The sequence below is a fragment of the Streptomyces sp. SID5469 genome (assembly GCF_009862865.1).
Classification (GTDB): Bacteria; Actinomycetota; Actinomycetes; order Streptomycetales; family Streptomycetaceae; genus Streptomyces; species Streptomyces avermitilis.
Window position 1 is genome coordinate 2,027,059 of sequence record NZ_WWIN01000001.1, and the last position, 21,537, is coordinate 2,048,595.

General features: G+C 71.5%; 20 protein-coding genes. 7 read left to right on the plus strand and 13 right to left on the minus strand.

The genetic code is table 11. The features are described 5' to 3' along the window. Nucleotides 1-148: 148 nt before the first annotated feature. The 7 genes from GTY58_RS08760 to GTY58_RS08790 all read right to left on the minus strand — a co-directional run bounded on the left by GTY58_RS08760 (nt 149) and on the right by GTY58_RS08790 (nt 7,183). Nucleotides 149-928, minus strand: a complete 780-nt coding sequence (locus GTY58_RS08760) for an ABC transporter ATP-binding protein (protein WP_010983094.1) — start codon at nt 926-928, stop codon at nt 149-151. Further along, the gene (locus GTY58_RS08765; RefSeq protein ID WP_010983095.1) at nt 921-1,850 is read right to left on the minus strand and encodes an ABC transporter permease; all 930 of its coding nucleotides are present in this window, start codon (nt 1,848-1,850) and stop codon (nt 921-923) included. The genes GTY58_RS08760 and GTY58_RS08765 overlap by 8 nt, the downstream gene beginning before the upstream one ends. Nucleotides 1,851-1,947: 97 nt before the next feature. Continuing rightward, the gene (locus tag GTY58_RS08770) at nt 1,948-2,832 is read right to left on the minus strand and encodes a glycosyltransferase (RefSeq protein ID WP_010983096.1); all 885 of its coding nucleotides are present in this window, start codon (nt 2,830-2,832) and stop codon (nt 1,948-1,950) included. Further along, a complete protein-coding gene (locus tag GTY58_RS08775; protein WP_042492878.1) occupies nt 2,829-3,608 on the minus strand; it encodes a CDP-alcohol phosphatidyltransferase family protein in 780 nt (259 codons plus the stop codon). The genes GTY58_RS08770 and GTY58_RS08775 overlap by 4 nt, the downstream gene beginning before the upstream one ends. Then, entirely contained in the window at nt 3,586-4,647 is a 1,062-nt protein-coding gene (locus GTY58_RS08780; protein WP_010983098.1) for an iron-containing alcohol dehydrogenase family protein, read from the minus strand. The genes GTY58_RS08775 and GTY58_RS08780 overlap by 23 nt, the downstream gene beginning before the upstream one ends. Continuing rightward, nucleotides 4,635-5,387 (minus strand): phosphocholine cytidylyltransferase family protein, encoded by a 753-nt coding sequence (locus GTY58_RS08785; RefSeq protein ID WP_010983099.1) that lies wholly within the window; start codon nt 5,385-5,387, stop codon nt 4,635-4,637. The genes GTY58_RS08780 and GTY58_RS08785 overlap by 13 nt, the downstream gene beginning before the upstream one ends. Continuing rightward, the gene (locus GTY58_RS08790; RefSeq protein WP_037645886.1) at nt 5,384-7,183 is read right to left on the minus strand and encodes a DUF5941 domain-containing protein; all 1,800 of its coding nucleotides are present in this window, start codon (nt 7,181-7,183) and stop codon (nt 5,384-5,386) included. Before GTY58_RS08790 ends, GTY58_RS08785 begins: the two co-directional genes overlap by 4 nt. Nucleotides 7,184-7,518: 335 nt before the next feature. On the opposite strand from GTY58_RS08790, the gene galE reads away from it, so the two are divergent. Both galE and idi read left to right on the plus strand, forming a co-directional pair. Further along, nucleotides 7,519-8,499 (plus strand): UDP-glucose 4-epimerase GalE, encoded by a 981-nt coding sequence (gene galE, locus GTY58_RS08795; protein WP_010983101.1) that lies wholly within the window; start codon nt 7,519-7,521, stop codon nt 8,497-8,499. A gap of 356 nt (nt 8,500-8,855) precedes the next feature. Continuing rightward, entirely contained in the window at nt 8,856-9,449 is a 594-nt protein-coding gene (gene idi, locus GTY58_RS08800) for an isopentenyl-diphosphate Delta-isomerase (protein WP_010983102.1), read from the plus strand. A 73-nt stretch (nt 9,450-9,522) separates the two neighbouring features. On the opposite strand, the gene GTY58_RS08805 is transcribed toward idi, so the two are convergent. Next, nucleotides 9,523-10,032, minus strand: a complete 510-nt coding sequence (locus GTY58_RS08805; protein WP_037646177.1) for an ATP-binding protein — start codon at nt 10,030-10,032, stop codon at nt 9,523-9,525. Between the two features lie 259 nt (nt 10,033-10,291). On the opposite strand from GTY58_RS08805, the gene GTY58_RS08810 reads away from it, so the two are divergent. Beyond that, nucleotides 10,292-11,041, plus strand: coding sequence for an enoyl-CoA hydratase/isomerase family protein (locus GTY58_RS08810; protein ID WP_010983104.1), 750 nt, complete (start codon nt 10,292-10,294; stop codon nt 11,039-11,041). Here the strand turns inward: GTY58_RS08810 and GTY58_RS08815 are convergent. Next, complete coding sequence (locus tag GTY58_RS08815) at nt 11,028-11,663, minus strand: DJ-1/PfpI family protein (RefSeq protein ID WP_010983105.1); 636 nt, start codon at nt 11,661-11,663, stop codon at nt 11,028-11,030. The genes GTY58_RS08810 and GTY58_RS08815 overlap by 14 nt on opposite strands. A 25-nt stretch (nt 11,664-11,688) precedes the next feature. Then, a complete protein-coding gene (locus GTY58_RS08820) occupies nt 11,689-12,642 on the minus strand; it encodes a GlxA family transcriptional regulator (RefSeq protein ID WP_037645884.1) in 954 nt (317 codons plus the stop codon). Between the two features lie 112 nt (nt 12,643-12,754). Between GTY58_RS08820 and GTY58_RS08825 the strand changes: the two genes are divergently transcribed. From GTY58_RS08825 to GTY58_RS08830, 3 genes are all read left to right on the plus strand, one after another. Next, complete coding sequence (locus tag GTY58_RS08825) at nt 12,755-13,621, plus strand: hypothetical protein (protein WP_037645882.1); 867 nt, start codon at nt 12,755-12,757, stop codon at nt 13,619-13,621. A gap of 52 nt (nt 13,622-13,673) precedes the next feature. Further along, on the plus strand, nt 13,674-13,799 hold the full coding sequence (locus tag GTY58_RS41280) for an LPFR motif small protein (protein WP_255222036.1): 126 nt from the start codon (nt 13,674-13,676) through the stop codon (nt 13,797-13,799). A 103-nt stretch (nt 13,800-13,902) separates the two neighbouring features. Beyond that, nucleotides 13,903-16,335, plus strand: a complete 2,433-nt coding sequence (locus GTY58_RS08830; protein ID WP_010983108.1) for a Tex family protein — start codon at nt 13,903-13,905, stop codon at nt 16,333-16,335. 156 nt (nt 16,336-16,491) lie between these two features. On the opposite strand, the gene GTY58_RS08835 is transcribed toward GTY58_RS08830, so the two are convergent. Together GTY58_RS08835 and GTY58_RS08840 are read right to left on the minus strand one after the other, a co-directional pair. Continuing rightward, entirely contained in the window at nt 16,492-18,132 is a 1,641-nt protein-coding gene (locus GTY58_RS08835) for an ABC-F family ATP-binding cassette domain-containing protein (protein WP_010983109.1), read from the minus strand. Between the two features lie 75 nt (nt 18,133-18,207). After that, nucleotides 18,208-19,227 (minus strand): hypothetical protein, encoded by a 1,020-nt coding sequence (locus tag GTY58_RS08840; protein ID WP_010983110.1) that lies wholly within the window; start codon nt 19,225-19,227, stop codon nt 18,208-18,210. Nucleotides 19,228-19,293: 66 nt separating this feature from the next. On the opposite strand from GTY58_RS08840, the gene GTY58_RS08845 reads away from it, so the two are divergent. Beyond that, nucleotides 19,294-20,247, plus strand: coding sequence for an FAD-dependent oxidoreductase (locus tag GTY58_RS08845; RefSeq protein ID WP_010983111.1), 954 nt, complete (start codon nt 19,294-19,296; stop codon nt 20,245-20,247). A gap of 4 nt (nt 20,248-20,251) precedes the next feature. On the opposite strand, the gene GTY58_RS08850 is transcribed toward GTY58_RS08845, so the two are convergent. After that, nucleotides 20,252-21,532, minus strand: coding sequence for a M14 family metallocarboxypeptidase (locus GTY58_RS08850; RefSeq protein ID WP_037645878.1), 1,281 nt, complete (start codon nt 21,530-21,532; stop codon nt 20,252-20,254). Nucleotides 21,533-21,537: the final 5 nt, after the last annotated feature.

Here is a 21,537-nt window from a genome sequence, read left to right on the forward strand (position 1 = left end):
CAACGCGCCATGCTCCGTCGGGGTGTCCTGCGCATCACAACAACACACCGATTGGCGTCAAGATTCCTACGGACAGCCAGAGTTGGCGCTTCCTTTGCAGACGCAGGGCCCCGCCGAAGCGTTCCGGCGGGGCCCTGGACTCTTCGAGCTACTTGCCCGTGAACTTCTCGTACTCCTTGAGAACCTCTTCGGTCGGGCCGTCCATGCGGAGCTCGCCGCGTTCCAGCCAGAGCACGCGGTCACAGGTGTCGCGGATCGACTTGTTGTTGTGACTGACCAGAAACACCGTTCCGGCCTCCTTGCGCAGCTCGCGGATGCGGGCCTCGGAGCGCTTCTGGAACTTCCGGTCGCCGGTGGCGAGGGCCTCGTCGATCATCAGGACGTCGTGGTCCTTGGCGGCCGCGATGGAGAAGCGCAGGCGCGCCGCCATGCCGGACGAATACGTCCGCATCGGGAGCGTGATGAAGTCGCCCTTCTCGTTGATGCCCGAGAAGTCGACGATCTCCTGGTAGCGCTCCCTGATCTGCTCTCGGGACATGCCCATGGCGAGGCCGCCCAATATGACGTTCCGCTCGCCCGTCAGGTCGTTCATCAGCGCGGCGTTCACGCCGAGCAGCGAGGGCTGGCCGTCCGTGTAGACCTTGCCCTTCTCCGCGGGCAGCAGGCCGGCGATGGCCCGCAGCAGGGTGGACTTGCCGGAGCCGTTGGAGCCGATCAGGCCGATGGCCTCGCCCCGGTAGGCGGTGAAGGAGACGCCCTTGACGGCGTGCACCTTGCGCACCCCGCGCTCCTCGCCGCGCTTGACGATGCGGCTGAGGGCGGCGGTGGCGCTGCCCTTGCCGGTCTTGGCACCGTTGACGCGGTAGACGATGTGCAGCTCGTCCGCGATGACGGTGGGAATGTGGGAGTCGTTCCGCTGCTCAGCCACGGCCGTACCGCTCCTCCGCCTTCCAGAAGTACACGAAGCCGCCGAGCGCCACGAGGACGGCCCAGCCGGCGGCGACCGCCCAGACGTGCGGGGGCAGGTTCTCGGAGCCGTACCCGTCGATGAGCGCGAAGCGCATCAGGTCCATGTAGATGGCGGCGGGGTTCCACTGAAGGACGTCGGCGACCCAGGCCGGCTTGTCGGCCAGCATGACCGGGATCGAGAACATCACGCCGGACGCGTACATCCACGTACGCATCACGAACGGCATCAGCTGGGCGAGGTCCGGGGTCTTGGCCCCCATCCTGGCCATGATCAGCGCGAGGCCGGTGTTGAAGAGGAACTGAAGCGCGAGGACCGGCACGATCAGCACCCACGAAAGGCTCGGGTAGCTGCCGAACCCGATCGCGACGAGGAACAGCACGATCATCGAGAAGAGCAGCTGCTGGAGCTGCTGGAGCGAGAACGAGATCGGCAGCGCGGCGCGCGGGAAGTGCAGGGCGCGCACCAGGCCGAGGTTCCCGGAGATCGCGCGTACGCCCGCCATCACCGAGCTCTGCGTGAACGTGAAGACGAAGACGCCGGTGACCAGGAACGGGATGTACACATCGGACGGCATGCCCTTGCTGGCGTGCAGGATCAGACCGAAGATCAGGTAGTACACGGCCGCGTTCAGCAGCGGGGTCGCCACCTGCCACAGCTGGCCCAGCTTGGCCTGGCTGTACTGGGCGGTGAGCTTCGCCTGCGAGAAGGCCAGGATGAAGTGACGCCGCCCCAGGAGCTGGCGGACGTACTCGACGAGCCCGGGCCGGGCACCGCTGACCGCGAGCCCGTACTTGGCGGCCAGCTCGGCCCCGGAGAGCCCTTCGTCGGGCGACGGCCGGGCGCTCACCGCGACACCGCCGTCATGCGTTGTCTCACTCACAAGTGGATGCTTTCGTCCTCAAAGTGCGCAGCCTTGTCGGACCTAGGCGGGAGCCAGGGACCGGGGTACGGCCGAATGCTCTCAGATATCGAGCTTGTCAGATGACGGGAGGTCGGCCCAGTCGGGTCAGGCGCCACACCGTACGCCACTTCATCGGGCGCCGGGGTCCGCACGGGCTGGTCCAGCCCTCCTTGAAGCCGCCGAACCATGCCTTGAGGGCGGGGCCCGAGGGGCGGCGGGCCAGCGTCAGGAGCAGCCAGACGCCCAGGTAGACCGGGACGAGGGGGGCGGGCAGGTTGCGGCGGGCCAGCCAGACGCGGTTGCGGGCCACCATGCGGTGGTAGACCGCATGCCGCGACGGGGCGGTCGTGGGGTGGTACAGCACCATGTCGGACCGGTAGTCGATCATCCAGCCCGCGTCGAGGGCCCGCCAGGCCAGGTCGGTCTCCTCATGGGCGTAGAAGAACTCGTCCGGGAGCCCGCCGACCTCGGCGAGCACCTTCGTACGGACGGCGTTGGCGCCGCCGAGGAAGGTGGTGACGCGTGAGCTGCGCATCGGGTCGGAGGCGCGCAGCCGCGGCACGTGGCGACGCTGGGTCTCACCGGTGTCGGGGTCGGCGATGCGGAAGCTGATGATGCCGAGTTCCGGGTCGGCCGTGAAGGCCTGGCGGCACAGTTCGGCGGTGTCGTGGTGGGCGAGCAGGCCGTCGTCGTCCAGGAAGAGGAGGATGTCCACGTCGGTGCCGCCGGGGCCGAAGGCCTCGATCCCGACGTTGCGGCCGCCGGGGATGCCGAGGTTCTCGGGCAGCTCGACGGTCCGGACGCCCGCGGGGACGTCCGGGACGGGAGAGCCGTTGCCGACCACGACCACCTCGACGCGGTCGCCGTCCTGCTTGGCGACCGAGTCGAGGAGGGCACGGAGTTCGTCGGGGCGGTTGCCCATCGTGATGATGACCGCGCCGACCTTTGTGGCGGTGCTCACTTCAGCCTGCTCGACGCGAGGATGGACACGAGGTGCAGCAGGGTCTGGAGCAGGGCGATGCCCGCCAGGACCGCTACGCCGAGGCGCGAGAAGTACAGGTCGCCCCGGATCGAGTCCAGGATCGCCAGGACCAGGATCAGCAGGGACGCCTCGACCCCGAGGACGAGCCGGTGGAACTTCAACGCGGCGGCGGCCTTGCGGGCCAGCGCCATGCCGGACGAGCGCGGCTCGGAGGCCGCCTCCTTGACCGGCGGCAGGCCGCCCTGGTGACGGGCGACACCGACAAGATCGGTCTCGGCCTTGATCAGGATGGCGCCGAGAGCGGCGAGGGTGCCGAGGAAGGCCCACAGCCAGTCGATCCGGCCCGAGCCCCACAGGTCGGCGGCGCGCAGGCCGAAACCGACCAGGACCGCGGCGTCGCACAGGTAGGCGCCGACCCGGTCCAGGTACACCCCGCCCAGCGAGAACTGCTGCTTCCAGCGGGCGACCTCGCCGTCGACGCAGTCGAGCAGCAGGTAGAGCTGAACCATCACCACGCCGAGCACGGCGCCCGTGATCCCCGGCACCAGCAGGGCCGGGGCGGCGAGGACGCCGGCGACGGTCATCACGTAGGTCAGCTGGTTGGGCGTTATCCGCGTGTTCACCAGGTGCCGGTCGATGCGCAGCGAGAGCTCGCGCATGTAGAGCCGGCCGGCCCAGTGTTCGCCGCTCCGCCGGTCCTTCACACCCGGAGGGTGAACGACCGGGCGGAGCTCAGCTACCGATGGCTTTTGCATAGTCGGCGTATGCGTCCCTGATCTGTTCGGTGTTCAGGTCGAGGTGTTCGAGGATCGTGTAGCGGCCCGGCCTGGTCTGCGGAGCGAACTCCACGACCTGGACGAACTCGTCCACGGTGAAGCCGATCTCGTCCGGCAGCACGGGGAGGCCGTGGCGGTGCAGGACCTCGGCCATGTACCCCGACTCCTCGTGCGCGCCGCGCAGATGCATCGCGAAGGCCGCGCCCATGCCGCACTGCTCGCCGTGGCTCGCCGCGCGCTTGGGGAAGAGGAGGTCGAAGGCGTGGTTGATCTCGTGGCAGGCGCCGGAGGCGGGGCGGGAGTCGCCCGCGACCGACATGGAGATGCCGGTGAGGACCAGGCCCTCGGCGAGCACCTGGAGGAAGCTGTCGTCGCCGACGCCGCCCGGGTGCCGCAGCACGGCCTCGCCGGCCTGGCGGGCCATCGCGGCGGCCAGGCCGTCGATCTGCTCGCCCTTCTCCCGGTGGGCCAGCTCCCAGTCCCTGACCGCCGAGATGTTGGACAGCGCGTCGCCGATGCCGGAGCGCACGAAGCGGACCGGTGCCTCACGGATGACGTCGAGGTCGATGACGACCGCGATCGGGTTCGGCACACCGTAGGAGCCGCGGCCCGCGTCGTTGTCGAGGGTCGCGACCGGCGAGCACAGACCGTCGTGCGAGAGGTTCGTGGCGACGGCGACCAGCGGGAGGCCGATACGTGCCGCGGCGAACTTCGCGCAGTCGATGATCTTGCCGCCGCCCAGACCCACGACCGCGTCGTAGTGCCCGGACTTCATGTCGTCCGCGAGCTTGATCGCGTCGTCCAGGGTGCCGCCGCCGACCTCGTACCAGGTCGCGCCCGGCAGCGCCGGGGCGAGCCGCTCGCGCAGCTTGGCCCCGGAGCCGCCGCTGATCGCGACGGCGAGCTTGCCGGAGTGCGAGATGCGCTGGTCGGCGAGGACACTCGCCAGGTCGTCCAGGGCGCCCGGACGGATGTCGACGACGACCGGCGAGGGGATGAGCCTCGTCAGTACTGGCACGCGATTTCACGTCCCTTGGCGAGGTCCTCGTGGTTGTCGATCTCGACCCACTTGACGTCGCCGATGGGCGCGACGTCGATGCGGAAGCCGCGGTTGACGAGCTCCTGGTAGCCGTGCTCGTAGAACTGCTGCGGGTCCGTCTCGAAGACCGTCTTCAGGGCGTCGGCGAGCTCGTCGGCCGCCTCGCCCTCGATGAGGGTGACGCCGATGTACTCACCGGTCGCCTCGGCCGGGTCCATCAGCTTGGTGATCTTCGTCATGCCGCCCTCGGGGCCGACGACGACCTTCATCTCCTCGTCGGCGAGGGACTTCACCGTGTCGAGGGCGAGGATGATCTTCTTGCCGTCGCCGCGGGCGGCGAGGAGGGTCTTCTCGACGGAGACCGGGTGCACGGTGTCGCCGTTGGCGAGGATCACCGAGTGCTTGATGGCGTCACGGCCGCACCACAGGGAGTAGGCGTTGTTCCACTCCTCGGCCTTGTCGTTGTCGATGAGGGTGATCTTGAGCCCGTACTTGGCCTCCAGCGCCTCGCGGCGCTCGTAGACGGCCTCCTTGCGGTATCCGACGATGACCGCGACCTCGGTCAGGCCGATCTCCGCGAAGTTGCCGAGGGTGAGGTCCAGGACCGTGAGGCTGTCCTCGTTGCCCTCGGGGCCAACCGGCACCAGAGCCTTGGGCAGGGTGTCGGTGTAGGGGCGCAGACGCCGTCCGGCGCCGGCCGCCAGCACGAGGCCGATCATGCGGGTTCTCCTTCATCGTGTACGGCGGGTGCTTGGGAGGACACCCAGAAGCGGATGCTCTCGACGAGCACCACGAGTGCCACGGCCACGGCGAGTGCCGTGAGCGCGACCTTGAAATCTGTGGGGACGAGCAGCGCGGCCAGAACGGTGACCAGCAGCGTCCTGCCTTCGTGCCCCCCGATCGCACGCACCAGCCAGTGCGGCGGCGCGCCGGCGTTCCCGCGGATGCGGTACACCGTGTCGTAGTGATGGTAGGCGACCGCGGCCACCAGTCCGAAAGCAGCCGGCAGCGCTCCGTTCACGTCCGCTTTGGCGGCCAGTACCAGAACAGTGCCGTATTCAGCCGCACGGTAGAACGGCGGAACCAGCCAGTCCAGCGCGCCCTTGAGGGGCTTCAGCAGGGCCACGGGCGACAGGAGTACGTACGTCACGGCGGCCAGGACGGGCCACCAGCTGCCGTACGGGGCGAGAGCGGCGGCCAGCACCACGAGAGCGCCCGTGACAAGAGCCACGCAGGCGGGACCGCGAAGGCGCAGCCTGCGCGCGAAGCGCGTCAGGAACTCGGCGAGCGGCCCGGAGTCCGTCAGGTCGGCGAGAGCCTGGGCCGCGCGGTCCGTCCGCCGCGCCTTGCGCGTCAGTGACCGCAGCACCCGGCCCGCCGTGGTGTACGTCGCCGCGAAGGCGCACCCGATGAGCAGCGCGTAGAAGGTGATGCGGGGAGTCGTCAGTGCCGTGAGGACGGCGATCATCGCCCAGCGCTCACCGATCGGCAGGACGATCATGCGGCGCAGCCACACCGTCCAGCCGACGCTGTCGAGCTTGTCCGAGAGGGCGGCGGTGGGGCTGGTGTTGGCGGTGGCGTCGTGGTTCGCCTCGTTGAAGGAGAAGTCGACGATGTGGCGGCAGCTCTGCAGGACCATCGCGCCGAGGGCGAGCGCCCATACGTCGTCGCCGCCACGGGCCGCGCCGAGGGCGAGGCCCGCGTAGTAGGCGTACTCCTTGGCCCGGTCGAAGGTCGCGTCGAGCCAGGCGCCGAGCGTCGAGTACTGCAGGGAGTAACGGGCGAGCTGCCCGTCGGCGCAGTCGAGGACGAAGGAGAACAGGAGCAGCAGGCCGGCCGCGACGAACCCGGCGCGGGTGCCGGTGGCCGCGCAGCCCGCCGCGACCAGGGCGGTGAGCAGGGACGCGGTGGTGACCTGGTTGGGGGTCAGACCGCGGCGGGCGCACCAGCGGGCCAGGTAGCGCGAGTACGGGCTGATGAAGTGGGTGGTGAAGAAGCCGTCCCGGGACTTCACGGCGGTACGCAGCCGTACCGCCTCGTCGTCGACGGCCGTGACGGCCTGGCGGACCTCGTTGCGGGCCTGCGGGTCGGCGGGGACGGCGGCGACGAGTGTGCCGAGGTCGGGGCGGTGCACCTGGACGCCGTCGGCGTCGAGGGCCGCGGTGATGCGCTCGGCGAGGTTGTCCATGACGACGGTGGCACCGCCGGTCGCCGCGGAGCTCTCCCGGGCCAGGGCGCGGGTCAGCGCCTGCCGGGCGCCGGGCTGGGCCGATACGGCGCCGGCCAGCGCGGCGGCCTCGAAACGCGGGTCGGTGAGACCGAGGCGCAGCGCGTGGAGGTGGCCCACGAAGCGGGCGTCGACGATCGCGACCCGCTGGTTCGCCGGCACGGCGGCGAGGAGCGTCTCTGCGTCACCGGCGTCGGAGGCGACCCGCACGTCGAAGCCGAGCGACCGCAGATCGCCTTCGAGCGACGATCCGGGGACCGGCTGACCGGTGAGGATGGCGGTCGACAGACGAACTCACTCCCTGGGTGTTGACGCGTGCTCGCGCCGGGCGTGTGCGTGATGGGGGGCACCCCTGGCCGTCGAAGGCGGCCGGGCGGCGTGTCGGCAGAGGCTATCGGATGATGAGAAGCGGGCGTTCACCGGCCGTTCACGGCCCGATCAACCCGGTCTGGTCGACCGCCTCCGCCGCGATCATCATCGGGGATTTCTGGGCCGGGCCACAAACCGCGGCCCCAGATCCCCTCATTCAAGACGTCGAAGCACCGTACACACCATCCCGGAACCTGGCATTCCAGGCAGCGCGCGGGGTCGTGCCGGAGCCGACCGGCATAGGGTGGGCGTCCATGACATGGCTGATCACCGGCGGGGCCGGATACATCGGTGCACATGTGGCGTGGGCGATGACGGAGGCCGGGGAGCGTGTGCTCGTCCTCGACGACCTCTCGGCCGGGGTGCCGGACCGGCTCCCCACGAGCATTCCGCTGGTGCAGGGCTCCTCCCTGGACGGGGCGCTGCTGAAGCGGGTCTTCGCCGAGCACTCCGTGACAGGTGTGGTGCATCTCGCGGCGCGCAAGCAGGTCGGCGAGTCCGTGGCGCAGCCGACGCGCTACTACCAGGAGAACGTGGGCGGTCTCACGACCCTCCTCGACGCGGTGGCCGGAGCGGGCATCCAGCGATTCCTGTTCTCGTCGTCGGCGGCGGTCTACGGCAACCCCGATGTGGACCTCATCACGGAGGACACTCCCTGTGCGCCGGTGAACCCGTACGGCGAGACCAAGCTCGCCGGTGAGTGGCTGGTGCGGGCGGCGGGCCGGGCGCACGGTATCTCGACCGTATGTCTGCGCTACTTCAACGTGGCCGGCGCGGCCTCGCCCGAGCTGGCCGACACGGGCGTCTTCAACGTCGTCCCCATGGTCTTCGACCGTCTCACCCGCGGCGAGGCCCCGAGGATCTTCGGCGACGACTATCCGACGTCCGACGGCACCTGTGTACGTGACTACATCCACGTCGCCGACCTGGCCGACGCGCATCTCGCGGCGGCACGGCGGCTGACCGCCGGCGCCACGGGCGACCTGACCGTGAACATCGGCCGCGGCGAAGGTGTCTCGGTGCGCGAGCTCATCACGCTGATCGGCGAGGTGAGCGGCGACACCACCCCCGCCCTCGTGGAGCCGCGCCGTCCCGGTGACGCCCCGCGCGCGGTCGCGTCGGCCGCGCTGGCCGCCGAGGAGCTGGGCTGGCACGCCCGGCGGGGGGTGCGCGAGATGGTGGAGTCGGCGTGGCGGGGCTGGCGCCATCACCACCCCGAAGCGGCGCGCGGATAGCCAACCCGCGTGAGGAGCCAACCCGCGTGAGGTGCGGATAGCCACACCCGCGTGAGGTAGGGGGGACCCGCACGTGAGGTAGGGGGTACGCGCGCACGCGCACGCGACGTACGGGGGGCGTGCAGGCGAAGCGGGGCGCGGGCTCGTGCGCGGTCGCCCGGAGTGTCGACACGGGCGATTCCCGGTGCGCGGCACCGGGCACGATCAGGTATCCGGCCGCTCCCGGAGTCCGCTCGGGACCGGCCGCACGGGCCGTTCCGGGGCACCGGGGTGGGACATGCGGGAAGTCGCGAAGTGCCGGGAGTGCCGGATTCGTACGGCAGACTTGGGCTGGAAGACCGATGCGAAGGATGGGTATGCCGATCACACCTGCCACCTCGACGCACAGTTCGTCGAACGGCACCGCTGAAGCGATCTTGCTGGAGCTGGTCGACGAGAACGGCACTACGATCGGCACGGCGGAGAAGCTCGCCGCCCATCAGCCGCCCGGGCAGCTGCACCGGGCGTTCTCCGTGTTCCTCTTCGACGAGCAGGGCCGGCTGCTGCTGCAACAGCGCGCCCTGGGCAAGTACCACTCCCCCGGCGTCTGGTCGAACACCTGCTGCGGCCACCCCTACCCGGGCGAGGCGCCCTTCGCGGCGGCCGCCCGGCGGACCCACGAGGAGCTCGGGGTCTCCCCCTCGCTGCTCGCCGAGGCGGGCACGGTCCGCTACAACCACCCGGACCCGGACTCGGGGCTGGTCGAGCAGGAGTTCAACCACCTCTTCGTCGGGCTGGTGCAGTCCCCGTTGCGCCCCGACGCCGAGGAAATCGGCGACACGGCCTTCGTCACCGCCGCCGAACTGGCGGAGCGGCACGCGAAGGACCCGTTCTCCTCATGGTTCATGACCGTCCTGGACGCGGCCCGTCCGGCGGTCCGGGAGCTGACGGGCCCGTCCGCGGGCTGGTGAGCCGCCGTACCGCGGCGGACGGGAACACACCGGCGGACCAGCACATGCCGACGGGCCAGAACATGCCCACGGGCTAGAACATGCCGACGGGCTTGAGCGGCACGGCCGCCCAGATCACCTTGCCGCCGCTCGCCGTGTGCTCCACGTCGCACACCCCGCCCGCCTCCCTGGTGATCTCCCGCACCAGAAGCAGTCCGCGTCCGCCGGTCTGCCCGTGGTCGGCCTCCAGGGCGGTGGGGCGGTAGGGGTGGTTGTCCTCCACGGAGATCCGCAGCCAGTCGGCCCCGACGGCGACCTCCACCGCCAGCATCGGTGACAGCAGCGCCGCGTGCCTGACGGCGTTGGTGACCAGTTCGGAGACGATCAGCAGCAGTCCCTGGGCGAGGTCGCGGGAGACGGGCACGCCCTGACGGGCCAGCAGGTCCCGGACGGCGTGCCGCGCCTGCGGCACCGAGGCGTCGACGGCGGGGGCGGTGTACCGCCAGACCCCCTCGTACGGCAGCGGGGCGGGAGGTCTCCCGTCGTCGGGCATGTCCGCGCCGCCTTCAGGGCGTGGGCCGGTCCCTCGCCCTTGGTCGTCCATCGTCCGGTCGCCACCCTCGCGCTCGATTGTCACCACACGTCGAGTGTTGGTAATGCGCTGGTCCATACCGAATGACTGAACAGAAATCAGCGATTATCGGCAGATCCCGACCGCCTGTGCACGATGGGATCGACCGCGGGATCACCCCTGTCCGTGTCGTGCCGACTTCGGAACTTTTCGGGTTGTACGGGTTTGGAGGGGGGAGAGAGCCCGCCCCTCCTCGATCCGGCGTTCGGCGGGTGCGGATAGCATCCGGCACATGGAGCCGCAGCTGCTGCACAGCGTCGCCGACGGGGTGGCCACCGTTGTCATCCACCACCCGGCCAAGCGCAATGCCATGACCGCGGGCATGTGGCGGGCGTTGCCGTCCCTGCTGGACGAGTTGGCCTCCGACACCGCCGTGAACGCGCTGGTGCTCACCGGCCAGGGCGACACGTTCTGCGCCGGTGCCGACATCTCGACCCTGCTGGACTCACCGGACGAGGCGCAGGCGCTGGCCGCGCGGGCCGAGGAGTCGCTCGCGGCCTTCCCCAAGCCGACCCTGGCGGCGGTCCGCGGATACTGCGTGGGCGGCGGTTCCCAGCTCGCGGCGGCCTGCGATCTGCGGTTCGCCGAGGCGGGGTCCCTGTTCGGGGTGACGCCGGCGAAACTCGGGATCGTCTATCCGGCCTCCGCCACTCGCCGACTGGTGTCGCTGGTGGGGCCGGCCACCGCCAAGTACCTGCTGTTCTCCGGCGAGTTGATCGACGCGGAGCGGGCGCTGCGCACGGGCTTCGTCGACGAGGTGCTGCCCGAGGGACAGCTCGACAAGCGGGTGGCCGAGTTCACCCGCGTACTGACCGCGCGTTCGCAGCTGACGCAGGCGGCGGCCAAGGAGTTCGCGAACGGACGCGCGGACCGGGACACGTACTGGGCACAGCAGGCGCGCGGCAGCGGCGACACCGCGGAGGGGGTCGCCGCCTTCCTGGAGCACCGCCGGCCGCGCTTCACCTGGACTACGTCAGGATGAAGCGGCTGCTGGTGCGGAACTCCTCGACGAGGTGGGCGGGCGCCTTCTGCGGGGACCCCGCGTCGTAGGGCGGCTGCGGGTCGTACTCCGTCAACAGCTGTACGGCCTGGGCGTGTTCGTCGCCCGCGATGCGGCCGAGCAGGGCGAGCCCCATGTCGATGCCGGAGGACACACCGGCGGCGGTGACGTACTTGCCGTCGAACACGACCCGCTCCCCGGTCGGTGCGGCGCCGAACCGGTCGAGGAGGTCCAGGGCCAGCCAGTGCGAGGTGGCGCGGCGCCCCTTCAGCAGGCCGGCCGCGGCGAGCAGCAGTGAGCCGGTGCACACGGACGTGGTCCAGGTGCTGCTCGCGTCGGCGGCCCGCAACCAGTCGAGGAGGACCCCGTTCTCCATCTGCGCGGTCTGGCCGGGCCCGCCGGGAACCACCACGAGGTCGGGGCTCGGCACCTCGGCCAGGCTCTTGTCGGCGGTGAGCGCGAGGGCTCCGGTGTCGGCGCGGACGGGCCCGGTCCGCTCGGCGACGAAGACGGTCTCCGCGCCGGGGAGGCGGCCCAGGATCTCGTACGGGCCCACGGCGTCGAGGGCGGTGAAGCGGTCGTAGAGGACGATCGCGATCTGCATGGGGTTCCCTTCCATGGAGTTCCCTTCAGCGGGTGACGGTGGTGTGGAAACGGCGCCGGTACTCGGCCGGCGCCGTGCCGAGCGCCCTGACGAAAGCGCGGCGCATGGCCTCCGGCGTGCCGTAGCCGCAGGCACGGGAGATCTCCTCGACGCCGTCCGCGGTGTCCTCCAGCAGGCGCCGGGCGTGTTCGAGGCGGACCCCGTCGACGTACCGGCCGGGGGTCGTGCCCGTCTCGGCCTGGAAGGCGCGGGCGAAGTGGCGGGGCGAGAGCCGGGCGCGGGCGGCGAGCGACTCGACCGTGAGGTCGTCGCCGGGGTGTTCGGTGATCCACTGCTGGACCTCCCGCAGCGGTGCGCGCTGCGCGGTCTGTGCGGCGAGCTGGGCACTGAACTGGGCCTGGTTCCCGGGCCGTCGCAGGAAGACGACCAGGTGGCGGGCCACCAAGAGCGCGACATCACGGCCCAGGTCCTCCTCGACGAGGGCGAGGGCGAGGTCGATGCCGGCGGTGACGCCCGCCGAGGTGGCGATGTGTCCGTCGCGTACGTAGATGGGGTCGGCGTCGACCTCGACCGCCGGGTGGTCGCGGGCGAGCTGGTCGCAGTACGCCCAGTGGGTCGTGGCCCGGCGCCCGTCCAGGAGGCCCGCCTCGGCGAGCAGGACGGCGCCGGTGCAGACGGAGACCAGGCGCTCGGCACGGGGGCCGTGGGCGCGCAGCCAGTCCACCAGGCGGGGGTCGGGGCGGCGGGTGCCGTTGCCGCCGGGTACGAGCAGGGTGTGCGCGGCGGGGGCCTCGGTGAGGGAGTGGTCCGGGACGAGCGCGAGGCCGCTGGAGGTGCGCACGGGCGCGCCGTCCAGGGACGCCGTACGGATGCGGTAGGTACCGCCGGAGTGTGCCTCCGCGCCCGCGAAGACCTCCAGCGGGCCGGTGACGTCAAGGCTCTGCACGTCGTCGAACAGGACGACCACAACGGTGCGCATGCCTTCGATTCTTGGCGGGCCGCCGGATGGCCGCAAGGACGAGTACCCCACCTTTCCTGCCAAGGGACGCCCCGCCTTCCATGCATACTGACCAGTCGGTAACCTGCGGGGCCTGACCACTCCCCTCCCAGAGCGCGCCGCGCGGCGCTGCCACAACGTCATCAACCCGCTGCACTCGGCGCACTACTTCTCGCCCGATCTGGGGCGGGAGATGGCCGCCGTCGGTGTCGGGGACGTCCAGGCCGCCTACTTCGCGGCGCGGGCCGCGGCCATGGGGCCGGTGGGCGCCGGCGTGGTGACGGCGACGTTCCACAACTTCCGCCACGAGCTGGTCGCCGCGCATGTGCCCGGGGTGTGGGGGACGGCCTCTCCCGAGGTGGTGCTGGCGGCACGCGCGCGTGCCGTCGACGCCACACTGCGGCGGCTGCTCGGCGCGGAGCTGCTCGCCGCCGAGGAGGTGGCCGAGGCGGCGGAGCTGGCGCTGCGCGCGACCGAGGCGTGTTCCAGGAACGCGCGCCCCCTGTACGCCGCGCACGCCGACCTGCCGGTGCCCGACGCGCCGCACCTGGCGCTCTGGCACGCGGCCACCCTGCTGCGCGAGCACCGCGGGGACGGTCACCTCACCGTGCTGCTCGGTGCGGAACTGGACCCGGTGGAGGCGCTGGTCAGCCACACGGCGACCGGCAAGGGCATGGCGCCGAAGTGGGCCCTCGCCACCCGCGGCTGGAGCCAGGAGCACTGGGAGGCCGCCGTTCTGCGGCTGCGCGAGCGCGGACTGCTCGACGCGGAGGGCGAGTTGACCGAGGCCGGAACCGCCCTGCGCAAGGAGATCGAGGCGCAGACGGACCGGATCGACCGTGCGCCGTACGAGCACCTCGGCGCCGCGGGCGTGGCACGGCTCACGGAGCTGGCGGCGGGGCTGCTGAGCAGGGCGATGGCGGCGGGCGCGTTCCCCACAGGCATGATCGGCAAGAGTTGAGGTACACGTTCCTCTCCCGGGCCGACGGTCCGGGAGAGGAAAGGGGAAGTTCGTGTTCCGAGCAATCGCAGACGTGTTCCGGCAGATCGGCGGCGCCATCGCCACGGTGGTGACACTGCCCTTCAGGGCCCTGGCCCGGCTGTTCGGCGGCGCCTCCACCGCGACCCGCCGCGGGTGACACACCCGCCGCGCCCGGCCCACCGCGCCGCCCTGATCCCCCATTGTCGGTGTCACCTGCCACAATTGCCGCGCAACCTCAGTGGAGAAGGCGGTACGGGATCGTGACGACACCCCTCGTAGGGTCCATCGAAGGCAGGATCGCGGAGGAGCTCGGCGTACGGGAGCGGCAGGTGAAGGCGGCCGTCGACTTGCTCGACGGCGGTTCGACGGTGCCCTTCATCGCCCGCTACCGCAAGGAAGCGACCGAGATGCTCGACGACGCGCAGCTGCGCACGCTCGAGGAGCGGCTGCGCTACCTGCGGGAGCTGGAGGAGCGGCGCACGGCGATCCTGGAGTCGGTGCGCGAGCAGGGCAAGCTCACCGCGGAGGTGGAGGCCCAGATCCGCGGTGCCGAGACCAAGGCCCGCCTGGAGGACATCTACCTGCCGTTCAAGCCCAAGCGGCGCACGAAGGCGCAGATCGCCCGGGAGGCGGGCCTCGAGCCGCTGGCCGAGGGTCTGCTCGGCGACCCGTCGGTCGACCCGGCGGCGGCAGCAGCCGCCTTCGTCGACGCCGACAAGGGCGTCGCCGACCCGCAGGCCGCACTCGACGGCGCGCGCTCCATCCTCACCGAGCGGTTCTCGGAGGACGCCGACCTGATCGGCGAGCTGCGCGAGCGCATGTGGGTGCGCGGGCGCCTCGCCGCCAAGGTGCGGGACGGCAAGGAGGAGACGGGCGCCAAGTTCGCCGACTACTTCGACTTCGCCGAGCCCTTCACCGAGCTGCCCTCGCACCGCATCCTCGCGATGCTGCGCGGCGAGAAGGAGGACGTTCTCGACCTCGTCCTGGAGCCCGAGGAGCCCTCCGAGCAGCCCGGGCCGTCCTCGTACGAGGGAATCGTCGCCCACCGCTTCGGGATCGCCGACCGCGGGCGCCCGGGTGACAAGTGGCTGGGCGACACGGTCCGCTGGGCCTGGCGCACCCGCATCCTGGTGCACCTCGGGATCGACCTGCGGCTGCGGCTGCGGACGGCCGCCGAGGACGAGGCGGTCAATGTCTTCGCGGCGAACCTGCGCGACCTGCTGCTCGCCGCCCCCGCCGGTACCCGCGCGACGCTCGGGCTCGACCCCGGGTTCCGTACGGGTGTGAAGGTCGCCGTCGTGGACGCGACCGGCAAGGTCGTCGCCACGGACGTCATCCACCCGCACGTCCCGGCGAACAAGTGGGACGAGGCCCTGGCCAAGCTGGCCCGCCTCGCCAAGGAGCACGCGGTCGAACTGATCGCGATCGGCAACGGCACGGCGTCCCGCGAGACCGACAAGCTCGCCGGTGAACTCATCACCCGGCACCCGGAGTTGCAGCTCACCAAGGTGATGGTCTCCGAGGCGGGGGCTTCCGTGTACTCGGCGTCGGCGTTCGCCTCGCAGGAGCTGCCCGGCATGGATGTGTCGCTGCGCGGTGCCGTCTCCATCGCACGCCGGCTCCAGGACCCGCTCGCCGAGCTGGTGAAGATCGACCCGAAGTCGATCGGTGTCGGGCAGTACCAGCACGACCTGTCCGAGGTGAAGCTGTCGCGCTCGCTCGACGCGGTCGTCGAGGACTGTGTGAACGGCGTCGGTGTGGACGTGAACACGGCCTCCGCGCCCCTGCTCGCGCGGGTGTCCGGGATCTCCTCCGGCCTCGCGGAGAACATCGTGGCGCATCGGGACGCGAACGGCCCGTTCACGTCCCGGACGAAGCTGAAGGGCGTGGCCCGCCTCGGTCCGAAGGCGTACGAGCAGTGTGCGGGCTTCCTGCGTATCCGGGGCGGCGACGACCCCCTGGACGCGTCCAGCGTGCACCCCGAGGCGTATCCGGTGGTGCGGCGCATGGTGAAGTCGGCGGGCAGCGAGGTCGCCTCGCTGATCGGCAACTCCGGTGTGCTGCGCTCGCTGCGGCCGGACGACTTCGTGGACGAGACCTTCGGTCTGCCGACCGTGAGCGACATCCTGAGGGAGCTGGAGAAGCCCGGGCGCGACCCGCGGCCCGCGTTCAAGACGGCCACCTTCAAGGAGGGCGTCGAGAAGATCTCCGACCTGGCGTCCGGGATGGTGCTGGAAGGTGTCGTCACGAATGTCGCCGCGTTCGGGGCGTTCGTGGACATCGGTGTGCACCAGGACGGCCTGGTCCATGTCTCCGCCATGTCCAAGACGTTCGTCAAGGACCCGCGGGACGTGGTGAAGCCGGGCGACATCGTCAAGGTGAAGGTGCTGGACATCGACATCCCGCGCAAGCGGATCTCGCTGACGCTGCGCCTCGACGACGAGGCGGCGGCGTCCGAGGGCCGGCAGGACCAGCAGGGCCAGGGCGGCGGCGGTCGTCAGCAGCGCGGGGCCGGCCGGCCGCCTCAGCAGCGGCAACAGCAGCAACGGCAACAGCAGCCGCAGCGCCAGGGCCGGGCCGGCGGGGGTGGCGGCGGGGGCGGTTCACGTCAGGCTCCGCCGCCGGCCAACAGTGCGATGGCGGACGCCCTGCGCCGGGCCGGGCTCGTCGACCCCAAGCGGGGCAAGGGCTGAGCGGCAGGGGCCCGGGCCGCCCGGTACGCCACCGGGGGCCCGGGCCCACGGTGCCCGTTCGGTGACGGCACCGGCGGTTCGGGCCCGCTCCGCTCCAGCCCCGCTTCAGCGCTCGCCCCGCTTCAGCGCTCGCCCCGCTTCAGGGCCCGCCCCGCTTCAGCGCTCGGTCACCTTGCCGTCCGCGACCTCCAGCTGCCGTGTCGTGCGCACCGCGTCCAGCATCCGACGGTCGTGCGTGACCAGCAGCAGCGTGCCCTCGTACGAGTCGAGCGCCGTCTCCAGCTGTTCGATCGCGGGGAGGTCGAGGTGGTTGGTCGGCTCGTCGAGGACGAGGAGGTTGACGCCCCGGCCCTGGAGCAGGGCCAGTGCCGACCGGGTGCGTTCGCCCGGGGACAGGCTCGCCGCGGGGCGCAGGACGTGGTGCGACTTCAGGCCGAACTTCGCCAGCAGCGTGCGCACCTCGGCCGGTTCCGTGTCCGGGACGGCCGCGCAGAACGCATCGAGCAGGGCCTCGGAGCCGTGGAAGAGCTTGCGGGCCTGGTCGACCTCGCCCACGACCACGCTGGAACCGAGGGTCGCGTGCCCGGCGTCCAGCGGGATCCGGCCCAGCAGGGCACCCAGCAGCGTCGACTTGCCGGCCCCGTTCGCGCCGGTGACCGCGACGCGGTCCGCCCAGTCGATCTGGAGCGTCGCGGGGCCGAAGGTGAAGTCGCCGCGCCGGACCTCGGCGTCCCGCAGGGTGGCCACGACGGCGCCCGAGCGCGGGGCGGCCGCGATCTCCATACGCAGTTCCCACTCCTTGCGGGGCTCCTCGACCGTGTCGAGCCGCTCGATCATGCGCTGGGTCTGCCGGGCCTTCGAGGCCTGCTTCTCGCTGGCCTCGCTGCGGAACTTGCGGCCGATCTTGTCGTTGTCGTTTCCGGCCTTGCGCCGGGCGTTCTTGACGCCCTTGTCCATCCAGGAGCGCTGCATCTGGGCCCGCCCTTCGAGGGCCGCCCTCTTGTCCGCATACTCGTCGTAGTCCTCGCGGGCGTGTCGGCGCGCGGTCTCGCGCTCCTCCAGATAGGCCTCGTAGCCGCCGCCGTACAGCGTGATCTGCTGCTGTGCGAGGTCGAGTTCGAGGACCTTGGTGACCGTGCGGGTGAGGAACTCGCGGTCGTGACTGACGACGACGGTGCCCGCGCGCAGCCCGCCGACGAAGCGTTCGAGGCGCTCCAGACCGTCCAGGTCCAGATCGTTGGTGGGCTCGTCGAGGAGGAACACGTCGTAGCGGGAGAGGAGGAGGGAGGCGAGGCCCGCGCGGGCCGCCTGTCCGCCGGACAGGGAGGTCATCGGCTGGTCGAGGCCGACGGTCAGACCGAGCGAGTCGGCGACCTCCTCGGCCCGCTCGTCCAGGTCCGCGCCGCCCAGGTCGAGCCAGCGCTCCAGGCTCACCGCGTAGGCGTCGTCGGCGCCCGGGGCCCCGTCGACCAGCCCCTGCGTGGCCTCGTCCATGACCCGCTGGGCCTCGGCCACGCCGGTGCGGCGCGCGAGGAACTCCCGTACGGTCTCGCCGGGCCGGCGCTCCGGCTCCTGCGGCAGATGTCCGACCGTGGCGGTCGGCGGGGAGAGCCGCAGCTCTCCCTCTTCCGGGGGGAGCAGTCCGGCGAGCAGGCGCAGCAGCGTGGACTTGCCCGCGCCGTTGGCACCGACGAGCCCGATCACCTCGCCGGGCGCGACGACGAGGTCGAGTCCGGAGAAGAGCGAGCGGTCACCGTGGCCGGCGGCGAGGTTCTTGGCGACGAGAGTGGCAGTCATGAGAAGGCAAATCCTAACGACCCGGTGGGGCAGCGCCCAACGGGATACGGGCGCCACCGGCCCGGACCACCGATGTCAGCGTTCCATCGCCGCCACCAGCACGCTCCCCGACGTCCTCGCCACCACGAAGGACTCGCCTTTCGTCGCCTTCGGGTCAAGGGGGATCCGATGGCGTCCGGCCTCCAGGACATCGTCGAAGACCTCGTGGACGTGGGTGCGGTACAGACGGTCCAGCCGGTACGCCGTGAGGCGGACCCGGCAGGTGGAGGTGACCTCGATGCCCGCCTCGCCGTCGGCCGCGACCAGGCGGGTCAGCCGGCGCCGCTCCTCGGGACTGCGGTCCAGGGCGTGCTCCGTCTGCGCCACGAGGAGCGGGATGATCGGCGCCAGGCCGTCGATGTACGCGACCTCGACCCCGGCGCGCGCGAAGGACTGCCGCACGGCGGCACGTTCCTTTTCGCCGACGGCCCGGCCGAAGGCCACCGCGCCGTACTCCCGTAGTTCGTCGGCCGGGACCGCCGTGGCGTCGTGGGTGATGTCGGCGCCGATACCGATCGTGCGCAGGGCGGCGGCGAGCTTGGCGAGGACGGCGACGCGGGCGCCGATCAGCAGGACGCGGCGGCGCGGGCCCGAGCCGCCGTCGAGGAGGGAGCTGAGCGCGTCACGGTACTCGGTGCCATGGAAGCGGAACGGACCGATCCCGTGGTAGCCGTTCAGCTCCAGGTCCGCCCGCTCGTCCGTCTGCCAGGCGAAGTCGCGCCAGACGAAATCCTCGCCGTCCTTCTCGATGACGGCGGTGACGGCCCCGCACTCGATGTTCTCGCATTCGGGGCAGCCATAGATGACGTACCGGCCGTCCGCGGGCGGAGCCTCCGCCTCCAGCAGCAGGCCCCGGACCTGCGCGGTGAAGATCGCGGGTGGCACGTCGGAGGCCAGTGGGGAGACGGCGTCGAGGTCGGAGAGCTGGAACAGCAGCGGGCGCCCGTCGACGATGAAGTCCACGAAGTCCCGGTGCACTTGGTAATCGCCGTTGGTGAGGACTCCACCGGCACGCATCGCCGGTGCCAGGCCGAAGGTCGCGTACTCGGCAGACATGGGGTGAGTATTCCCAGAGGAGGAGCGATGTGAGCACGGCATGACATATTCCGCTAACGTCCGGGCGTGGAGACTGGTCGAAGCGGTGAGGTCATCGTGGTCGGCGGCGGCGTCATAGGGCTGACGACGGCGATCGTCCTGGCGGAGAGCGGCCGGCGCGTACGCGTGTGGACGCGGGAGCCGGTCGAGCGGACCACCTCGGCGGTGGCGGGCGCGCTGTGGTGGCCGTATCGGATCGAGCCGGCGGCGTCGGCCCGCGCGTGGGCCCTCACCTCGTTCGATGTGTACGAGGAACTGGCGACACGCCCCGGGCGAACCGGTGTACGCATGGTCGAAGGCGTGCAGGGCGGGGCGACGCTGGAGGAGACCGAGGCGTGGGCATTGGGCCGGGCCCTCGGGCTGCGGGCGGCGACGGCCGAGGAGTGTCCCGGGGGCGGGCTGTGGGCACGGCTGCCGCTGATCGACATGCCGGCGCATCTGCGGTGGCTGCGCGAGCGGTTCACCGCGGCGGGCGGGACGGTCGAGACCCGTACGGTGACCGACCTCGCGGAGGCCAAGGCGCCGGTCGTGGTCAACTGCACGGGCCTGGGCGCCCGTGACCTCGTACCGGACACGTCGGTGCGTCCCGTGCGGGGGCAGCTCGTCGTCGTGGAGAACCCCGGCATCCGCACCTGGCTCGTCTCCACCGGGGCCGACGGGGAGATGGCGTACTTCTTCCCGCAGCCGGGCCGGCTTCTGCTCGGCGGCACGGCGGTCGAGGACGAGTGGTCCCTCGTGCCCGATCCGGCGGTGGCCGAGGCGATCGTGCGGCGCTGTGCGGCGTGGCGACCCGAGATCGCCGGGGCGCGGGTCCTGGAGCACCGGACGGGGCTGCGGCCGGCGCGCGGCACGGTCCGGCTGGAACGCGAACCGCTCTCGGACGGACGGGTGTTGGTGCACAACTACGGCCACGGCGGCGCGGGCGTCACCGTGGCCTGGGGGTGCGCCCAGGAGGCGGCAGGGCTGGCCGCCTCCTGGTGAGCGGTCAGCAGTCGGCGGCCGCTTCTCCGGCCGTGAGGTGGTACGGCGCACGCTCGTCGAGGAGCAGCGGGACGAGGGCGCGCAGCGACTGGCGCAGCGGTACGAGGACTGTGCCGTCGGCGCCGTCGGCGCCCTCGTGGCGTACGCGCACGCCGTGCAGGGCGAGCCGGTCCTTGACGGCCGTGTACTGCTCGGCGGTGAGCCGGTAGCCGCAGGGCGGGTTCTGAATCACCTCGGCGGGTTCGGCGGGGTCGTTGTCGGCGCCGCCCACATAGACCGGCCCGCGGTCGCGGTACCCGGCGAGCCGGGCCGCGTCGGTGGCGGCGGCGACCCGTGCGCCGCGCTCGCCGGTAAAGCCGAACAGACCTCCCAGCGCGGCCAGTTGGGATTGGACCCGACGCCGCTTGTTGAGTGATCCGTCCGTCTGTTCGGCGTCCGTGAGGGGGTCGACGCGGCTCTCGATGAGCAGTCCGGCGGCGTGTTTGACGCCTGACATGTTCCGCAGGATCCGCTCCTGTCCGTCCCCGGCGGTCTGTTTGACCGGATCGCCGGTGACGGGATCGGTCCAGATGCCGTAGGTCCCTGTCGTGTACCCCGCCCGCTGGGCGGCCGGGCGCACATACGCCTGTGACAGGGTCTGTGCCTCGTCGTGCACCGTGGGGTCGGTGTTGAGGTTGCGCGGCCAGAGGTCGAACAGGTCCTTGTCGTAGTACGGGGGCGTGGCCCCGTACTCGTGCAGGTCGTAGATCACGTCGGGCCGGCGGTCGCGGAGGACCGCCGCCACGGCACGGGCCTCGGCGGTCCGCAGTTCCAGGTGGTCGCGGTTGATGTCGACGCCGTCGCTGTTGCCGCGGGTGTCGGCGGCCCGGCCGTCGGGGTTGGCGGTGGGCACGACGAGCAGGGTGGTCTGTTTCAGGAAGCGCCGGGTATGCGCGTCCTTCGCGTACGCGAGATCGCGGACGGTGGTCAGGCAGGCCTCGCGACCGGAGGGCTCGTCCCCGTGCTGGCTGCAGACGAGCAGCACGGTGGCACGGGCGCGGTGTCCGCCTCCGACCCGGACGAGGTCCAGCGGCCGCCCCTGCTCGGTCGTGCCGATACGGGCGAGGGACACCCGCTCGCTCGTCCTGTCGAGCGCGGTCAGGAAGTCCTGCTCCTCGGGCTGCGTGGTCCAGCGGGCGCCGTCGGTCTGCTCGAATCCCGTACGCGGCGGGGGTTCGGCCGCGTGCGCGGGTGCTGTGAGCAGGGGCGCGGCGAGGGCCGCCGCCGCGAGGGCGACGGCGCTCATGCGTC